The following is an 8,073-nucleotide window of genomic DNA, read 5'->3' on the forward strand; positions in this document are numbered from 1 at the left end:
GGACAATATTGTCGTGACCGCCCGGCGGCGTGACGAGTCGATCGTCGATGTTCCTGTGTCTGTGACCGCGGTCAGCGGCGACCAGTTGCAGCGCGCCAACATCTCCTCGGTCGCCGACCTTGGCCGCGTCGCACCTGAAGTGCGCACCTATCCTGTGCAAGGGCGTCAGTCGACCGTGAGCTTCATCATTCGCGGTCAGATCGAGACCTCGGGCCTTCCCACCTCGGACCCGGCGGTGGGCCTCTATTTCGCCGAGGCCGTGCAGGCCCGCCCTCAGGGCAGCGGCAAGCTTTTCTATGACCTGAGTTCCATCCAGGTTGTGTCGGGGCCACAGGGCACCCTCTTCGGCCGTAACCACACAGGCGGTGCGATCCTGATCGCCCCCGAGGCGCCCAAGCTCGGCAAGGTCGAAGGCTATGTCCAGGGCACCTATGGCAACTATGACCGCCGCGAGTTGCAAGGGGCGCTCAACGTCCCGCTCGGCGACAAGGTCGCCCTGCGCCTGGCGGGCAACCTGACCCGCCGCGACGGCTGGCTCACCAATGCCACCACCGGCAACGAACTGCGCACCGATCACTCGGACTCCTTCCGTGTATCGCTGCTCCTCGAGCCCTCCGACCAGTTTCGCAATGTCACCATCGTCGATGGCTTCAAGGGGCACAGCAACGACGGCGGCGTCACCGTCATTGCCGTCAACCCCGCCATCAACTCCCCGGTTAACCCGCTCTCCGTGCGTCTGGCCGCCCTTGCCGCCCAGCAGGCCGACCGTCGACGCGTCGCCCAGTTCACCGACTCCCCGAGCCGTTCCTCCAACTATGGCGTAACCAACACCTCGACGCTCGAGGCCGGGGACGTCACCCTCAAGAACATCTTCAACTATCGCCGGATCAGGAGCGACGACACCGCAGATGCCTCGCTGCCGATCAACACCCTCATCCAGCGGGTCAAGGTCAAGGCCGAGCAGGTGACCAACGAGTTCCAGGTCTCGGGCAAGGCGCTCGACGACAAGCTCGACTATATCGCTGGTGCCTATTTCTTCTGGGAGCAGGCGACGAGCACCACCTTCAACAGTGTGTTCGCAAGCCCCTTCCTGATCAGCCCACTCGACCGTGCCACCAATGAGAGCAAGTCGCTCTTCGCCCAGGTTGACTATCATCTGAGCCAGAAGCTCAGCATGACGGCCGGCGCGCGCTACACGATCGACGATCGCAACGTCTACCAATATGCCCAGTCGAGCCCCACGGCCGTCGCACTCAACACCGGCAAGTCGGCCACCTTCAAGAAGCCGACCTGGACGCTGAGCCTCAACTACAAGCCCGACGCCGACACCCTCCTCTATGTCACCAACCGGCGCGGCTACCGCAGTGGCGGCTTCAATGGCGGCGCCACTACCCCTGCCACCTTCACCGAGTTGAGGCCCGAGATCCTCACCGACTATGAGATCGGCTTCAAGAGCCAGGGTCGCCTGGGCGGCATGCGCTACCGCACCTCCATGTCCGCCTTCCACTCCATCTACGAGGACATCCAGCGCAACGTCTTCACCGTCATTGGCACCACCCCGGTCCGTACCCTGTTCAACGCCGCCAAGGCCCATATCAATGGCGCCCAGGCAGAACTGTTCGTCAGCCCCATCCGGGCGATCGAACTGACCGGCTTCGTGGGATATACCGATGCCAAGTACAAGGAGTTCAACGACGGCACGCTGACGGGCATCCCGCCCTTCGCCTATGTGCCCAAGTGGAACTACCGGCTCTCTGGCCGCGTCATCCTGCCGGTGCCCGAGAATATCGGCGAGGTCAGTGCACAGGCCGATTACTTCCACACCTCCAGCGTCATTCGCCAGGACCGCCCGCCCCTGCCGGGCGAAGTCATCCCGGGCTATGGCGTGCTGGGCGGCCGCATCACCTTCGACAAGATCGGGGGCTCCAACCTGCGGGTGGCGGTGTTCGGCACCAACCTGACCAACAAGACATATTATACCGCGGCGCAGGCCTTCTACAGCCTGCCCTTCGGCGGCCTGACCGGCGGCGTATTGGGCGATCCGCGTATGTACGGCGTGGAAGTGGGCTACCGCTTCTGACAATCCGGGCGGTGGGCCTGCCCCCACCGCCCCAGACACAGGCGGCAAGAGCGCCGTGAAGAAAGGAAGTTAGAATGAACGTCGCCGATATGCGCTTCATGCCGCCCGGCTATATCACCAGCCGCTTTGGCGAGATCGAGTTTACCGACTGGATCGATGAAAGCATGTCCTGGAAGCGGACCTGCTCGATCGGCGACTGGTCCTGGATCTGGGAGCGCCGCTTCAAGGGCCCCGACGCCATGCGCCTGCTGCGCGATACCGTCATCAACGGGTTCAAGAAGTTCGACATCCTCCAGTCCAAGCATGCCACCCACTGCAATGCCGACGGCAAGGTCATCGCCGAGGGCATCCTCACCCGCGTAGGCGAGGATGAGTTCGTGCTCATGGGCCGCGGCAGCTTCTGGGTCGACTATGTCCGTCGCCAGGGCAACTATGACGTCGTCTCCGAACATGAGGACTGGTATAACTTCCAGGTAGCCGGGCCCAACACCCTGGCCCTCCTCGAGGAGGTATCGGGCACCAGCCTGCGCGACATCAAGTTCATGCATTCGGGCGAAATCGAGATCGCCGGCCACAAGCTGCTCGCGCTGCGGCAGGGCATGTCCTTTGGCCCCGGCTTCGAGCTGCAGGGTCCTCGCGCCCATGCCGAGGAAGTCTATGCCACCCTGCTCAAGGCCGGCGAAAAGCACGGCCTGCGGCGCCTGGGCGGTCGCGCCAGCAATGTCGGCCATCTTGAAGCCTGCTTCCCTACCGCCGTCCTCGATTATCTCCCTGCCGTCTTCGGCAAGGACATGGACAGCTATCGCGAGGAGTTCTTCCGGTCGCTCGGCGGCGGCTTCGCCACCTTCAGCGTCAACGGCAGCTACGAGGCCAGCGACGTCAGCGAATATTATCGCAGCCCCATCGAGCTGGGTTGGGGCAAGAACATCCGCTTCGATCATGACTTCATCGGGCGCGCTGCCCTCGAGAAGGAAGCCGAAACACCCGGGCGGGTGATGCGGACCCTGGTGTGGAATGCGCAGGATGTCGCCGATGTCTATGCCTCGCTCTTCCGCAAGGAAGCCACGCCCTACCAGTTCATGGAAATGCCCCGCGAGCAGCGCGCCACCATGACCGTTGACAAGGTGCTGCGCGGCGACCGGGTCGTTGGCGCCGCCACCTCACGCGGCTATAGCTACTACTTCCGCGAGATGCTCTCGCTCGTCTGCATCGAGCCGGAATCAGCAGAGCCAGGCACCGAGGTCGTGGTCACCTGGGGCAACCCCGGGCAGCCACAAAAGGAAATCCGGGCGACCGTCGCCCCTGCCCCCTACCAGGACAACAGGCGCGACGATCTCCACAAATACTGAGCCGAGCCCTTCCAAGCTGACAAACATGCTCCCGGCGCCCGTGGCGCCGGCAGCCTCATTGCGGACCCATGACATGGCTGACCTGCCCTATATCCTCACCCTCTCCTGCGCCAACCGACCTGGCATCGTCGCCCGGGTGAGCGGCCACCTCTTCAAGTTCAACGGCAACATCGTCGAGGCCAACCAGTTCGATGACGCCGACACCGGCCGCTTCTTCATGCGCGTCGTGTTCGGCATGCCCGAGGAACAGGACAGCCAAGCCCTCGCCAGCGAGTTCGCCGCCATCGCCGAGGCCTTCGGCATGGAATGGAAGATCCGGCCCCGCGAACAGCGCACCAAGGTCCTCCTGCTCGCCTCCAAGTTCGACCATTGCCTCGTCGACCTCCTCTACCGCAAGCGCATCGGCGAACTCGACATGGACGTGGTCGGCATCATCTCCAACCACCCGCGCGAAACCTATTGCGCCATGGACCTGGGCGACACCCCCTTCCACCACCTCCCCATCACCAAGGACACCAAGTCCCAGCAGGAAGCGCAGATCAAGGCGATCGTCGAGCAGAGCGGCGCCGAACTCATCGTCCTGGCCCGCTACATGCAGATCCTCTCCGACGACCTTGCCACCTTCCTCTCGGGCCGCTGCATCAACATCCACCACAGCTTCCTGCCCGGGTTCAAGGGCGCAAAGCCCTACCACCAGGCGTTCGGCCGCGGGGTCAAGCTCATCGGCGCAACCGCCCACTTCGTCACCTCCGACCTCGACGAAGGCCCCATCATCGAGCAGGATGTCGAACGCATCGGCCACGAGCATAGCGCCGATGCCCTCGTCCAGAAAGGACGCGACATCGAGCGCCGCGTCCTCGCCCGCGCGGTCGCTTGGTTCCTCGAGGGACGACTGTTCCTCAACAATAACAAAACCGTGGTCTTCCACTCATGAGCGAGACGGCGACATCGTCAGAATAAAGCATTAGGGCCAGTACGTCCGCTGCAAAAGTCGCAGCGCTGCGTCGGCGGATGGCATCACGATCTAGGGTTTCTGTGGCAAGGAGGCATTTCATGGTTGAGCCCGTCAAGTTAGGCATAGTCGGTCTCGGACGAGGGCTTATGCTGACACTGCCCGCACTTGTAGACAATCCATGGGTGACAATCTCGGGTGCGTATGACCTGCAAGTCGATGTCGCCAAACTGTTTGCCTTCGAGCACTCCGCGAGGGCATTTGAGACCTATGAGGACCTGCTAGCGGACCCTGGAATCGAAGCGGTATATCTTGCCACCCCTCATCAACTTCACGCCGAACAAACGATTGCGGCTGCCCGAGCGGGGAAACATGTCCTCGTGGAAAAGCCCATGGCGATCAGCGTCGAAGAATGCGTCGCAATGGTCGAGGCATGTGCGGCAGCTAACGTAACCTTGGTGGTCGGACCGAGCCACGGCTTCGACGCCCCGGTCCAACTTGCTGCCGACATCGTCGCGTCGGGCCGCTTTGGCAGCGTGCGGATGGTCACGGCGCTGAATTTCACGGACTTCATGTACCGGCCCCGCCGCCCTGAAGAGCTAGATGTCTCTAAGGGCGGCGGAGTTGTCTACAGCCAAGCGGCTCACCAGATCGACGTAGTCCGTCGCATTATTGGCAAGCCCGTCGTCTCCGTACATGGCATTACAGGTAATTGGGACGCTAGCCGCAGGAGCGACGGCGCATATACGGCCCTTTTGACATTTTCAGACGGAGTTGCCGCCTCTCTTACCTACAGCGGTTATGCACATTATGACAGCGACGAACTCGTTGGCTGGATTTCCGAATTGGGGCATAAGAAAGATCCAGCCCGCTATGGCGACACCCGCAGCAAACTCGCGGCCCAGGCGCAAGACGAAGCCAGCGCCAAGCAACAGCGGGGCTATGCGTCGAGAAACCATGATATCGGCGAGATGCCCTCCCATCATGAGCATTTCGGCTTCATTCTGGTCAGTTGCGACAAAGCCGACCTGAAGGTGCTGCCGGGAGGCGTCCATATCTACGGCGATAAAGCCAACTTCTTCGCTCCCCTGATACCTCCCGTGCGCCCGCGGGTAGAGGTCATCGACGAATTCGTATCCGCCGCGCGGGGACATCGGCCGCCCCACCATGATGGCGAGTGGGGCCTCGAAACTCTGGCATGCTGTAGCGCGATTCTCCTTTCAAACCAGCGCGGCGCGCCGGTCAACCCCAGAACTCTCATTGACCAGATCAAAGGATAACTGATCCCATGACAAAGCTAAATCTGTCGCTTGCCTGCTGGAACTATGACCGGACCGAGCCACTGATGAGCGGGGCCGTATCCCCCGATGGCATCGACCTCAATTTGCAGGTCCTCGACGTGGAGGAGACCTTCTTCCGCATGTTGCGCTACAAAGAGTTCGATGCCGCCGAGATGTCAATGTCGTCCTATTGCGTGACGCTCGGAAGGGACAGCAAGGATTTCATTGCCATTCCGGTCTTTCCCTCGCGCTTCTTTCGCCATTCGTGCATCTTCGTTTCCACGAAGAGCGGCATCACCTCTCCCGAGCAACTCGTCGGCAAGAGGATTGGCGTGCCGGAGTATCAGATGACTGCGCCGGTTTGGATCAGAGGAATTCTCCAAGACGAATATGGCGTGGACCCTTCGTCCGTCACCTACTTCACCGGCGGGGAAGAGGAACCTGGCCGTGAGGAGAAGCTGAAGCTCAACCTGCCCGAACGCTTCAAGCTAGAAGCGATCGGGCCGGACCAGACCCTGACGAAGATGTTGGCCGAGGGCGAAATCGACGCGCTGTACACCGCGCGCGCTCCGTCCACCTTCTACACCATGCCCGACAAGGTGCAGCGCCTCTTCCCGAATTTCGTCGACGTTGAGAAAAACTATTTCAGCAAGACCGGCATCTTCCCGATCATGCATGTCGTGGCCATCCGCCGCGATGTCTACGAAGCAAATAGATGGATTGCCCGTTCGCTGTACAAGGCGTTCGAGGAGGCCCAGCAGAAGACATATGCTGATCTTCTTGTCTCCGCCTCGCTCAAGACGATGCTGCCGTGGCAAATCCACGCGGTGGAAGACACAATCGCGACGCTCGGCAAGGCATGGTGGCCTTACGGCGTCGAAGTAAATCGCACCGTTATTGAAACATTTACCCGATATCATTTCGAGCAGGGGCTTACCCCGCGCCAGCTCAAGATCGATGAGATGTTCGCACCTGAGACATTCGCTGAATTCAAGATTTGATCCCGACCTAAGCCCGCTGCACGGGATGGGGGGCAGGCATGGGCCTCCCATCACTTCATACGCTGCGCGTGGGCAGGGATAGCTTGACGTTAAAACTGCACACAGTTTTCCTGAACCATACTCCCCTGCCCGCCTAACCGGTCCTGATTGCGAGCGCTTCTGCGCATCGCACAATCGAAAAAGCAGCGCAAAGCGGGAGGGATGGCAGCTATTGAAATAGCATTCATCCAGACTGGCCTAACAGACGGCAGGAGCGGCACACGCGGGTCGATTTTCGATATTCGGTTGCAGAAAGCGGCCGAATATCTGTATACATGTCATTCTTGAGATGCAGCTTTTGGGAACAGGAACTTGGCCAATCTAACCAACATCAAGCGCTTGGAACTGGCCGACCCCCGGAAGGCCATGGTAAGTGCCCATGCCTATCTGAAGGACTTGATCTATTCCAACGCCTTGCCTGCTGGGACCGTGTTGTCGCAGGTCGAACTGGCAAGCGCACTGGGGGTCAGTCGCACACCCTTACGGGAGGCGCTGCGGATGCTTCAGGAGGAAGGCCTTATCCGCGCTGAGGCAAATCGCAGGTGCCGTGTTGCAGGTTTCCGGCCAGAGGATCTCGATGCTCAATATGCCAGCCGACTTCTCATAGAGGCATTAGGGATGCGCATCTCGCTTCCACAGTTGCGCGAGGCGGATGTCAAAGAGATCGGCGACCTTGTCAGCGCGATGGAGACCATAGAAGATGACAGATTGGGCCAGAGCCCAGGCGTATCCCCAGATTGGATTGAGCTTCATCGCGAATTCCATGCCAAGCTAATCTCGAAATGCCCAGAGACGCTCATTGAGCAGTACCGACAAATGACAGAGCGGTGCGAACGGTATTTCACGGCTGCGGTCCGCCCAAGCAATTTTGGCTCTTCTGCCCGCCATGGGGAGCATCGCAAACTTTTCGAATCCATCAGATCTGGCGCCTTTGATGTTGCCGTCGTAGCTAATGCCCAGCATCGCACGCGAACCGCCATTACATTTCTAGCCGAGGCGGCGATCGATTTCGAGCCCGTCGCGATCCGCGCAGCCCTCAAGTTAATTTCGGCCGAACCAGACGCCCGGCCAAGCGCGAGTTTGAGTGAAGCGGCTTAACTCGCCTTTGCCGATAAAATTTTCCTCTTCAATGACTTGCCGAGGCCGATCCGATCGGGAGGGACCGTATCCAGTGATACACCTGTTGCTGCTGCCATAGGTTTTCACTTACGAAGGGGCGTCATCGCCTTTTCAGTCACCTGTCGCCATTCTTTGGTGTCGCTTAGCTCACCGCATCGCAACGGATATCCCGCGAGCATATCTGCGTCACCGTAAGCGGGGCGGCGGCCCCACCTTGCGGACGTAGAGTGTAGCCGTGAGTCTGCGCCTCCTG

6 protein-coding genes are annotated in these 8,073 nt (G+C 60.6%); all 6 read left to right on the forward strand.

The window, feature by feature from the left end; genetic code table 11:
• A partial coding sequence (locus tag DM806_RS11240; RefSeq protein WP_179043307.1) for a TonB-dependent receptor occupies positions 1–2,080 on the forward strand: 2,080 nt, incomplete at its 5' end.
• A 74-nt stretch (positions 2,081–2,154) separates the two neighbouring features.
• Complete coding sequence (locus DM806_RS11245) at positions 2,155–3,429, forward strand: aminomethyl transferase family protein (RefSeq protein ID WP_179043290.1); 1,275 nt, start codon at positions 2,155–2,157, stop codon at positions 3,427–3,429.
• Between the two features lie 73 nt (positions 3,430–3,502).
• Positions 3,503–4,363 (forward strand): formyltetrahydrofolate deformylase, encoded by an 861-nt coding sequence (gene purU, locus DM806_RS11250; RefSeq protein WP_179043289.1) that lies wholly within the window; start codon positions 3,503–3,505, stop codon positions 4,361–4,363.
• 119 nt (positions 4,364–4,482) lie between these two features.
• Entirely contained in the window at positions 4,483–5,661 is a 1,179-nt protein-coding gene (locus tag DM806_RS11255; RefSeq protein ID WP_179043308.1) for a Gfo/Idh/MocA family oxidoreductase, read from the forward strand.
• Between the two features lie 8 nt (positions 5,662–5,669).
• A complete protein-coding gene (locus tag DM806_RS11260) occupies positions 5,670–6,662 on the forward strand; it encodes an ABC transporter substrate-binding protein (protein ID WP_179043309.1) in 993 nt (330 codons plus the stop codon).
• A 351-nt stretch (positions 6,663–7,013) separates the two neighbouring features.
• On the forward strand, positions 7,014–7,799 hold the full coding sequence (locus tag DM806_RS11265) for a GntR family transcriptional regulator (RefSeq protein WP_179043310.1): 786 nt from the start codon (positions 7,014–7,016) through the stop codon (positions 7,797–7,799).
• Positions 7,800–8,073: the final 274 nt, after the last annotated feature.

This window comes from Sphingobium lactosutens (assembly GCF_013393185.1).
GTDB lineage: Bacteria > Pseudomonadota > Alphaproteobacteria > Sphingomonadales > Sphingomonadaceae > Sphingobium > Sphingobium lactosutens_A.

What these genes read in the sequence shown, in the direction of transcription:
- DM806_RS11245 (WP_179043290.1), top strand. Translation starts at nt 2,155, where the DNA reads ATGAACGTCGCCGATATGCGCTTCATGCCGCCCGGCTATATCACCAGC.
- DM806_RS11260 (WP_179043309.1), top strand. Translation starts at nt 5,670, where the DNA reads ATGACAAAGCTAAATCTGTCGCTTGCCTGCTGGAACTATGACCGGACC.
- DM806_RS11255 (WP_179043308.1), top strand. Translation starts at nt 4,483, where the DNA reads ATGGTTGAGCCCGTCAAGTTAGGCATAGTCGGTCTCGGACGAGGGCTT.
- purU (WP_179043289.1), top strand. Translation starts at nt 3,503, where the DNA reads ATGGCTGACCTGCCCTATATCCTCACCCTCTCCTGCGCCAACCGACCT.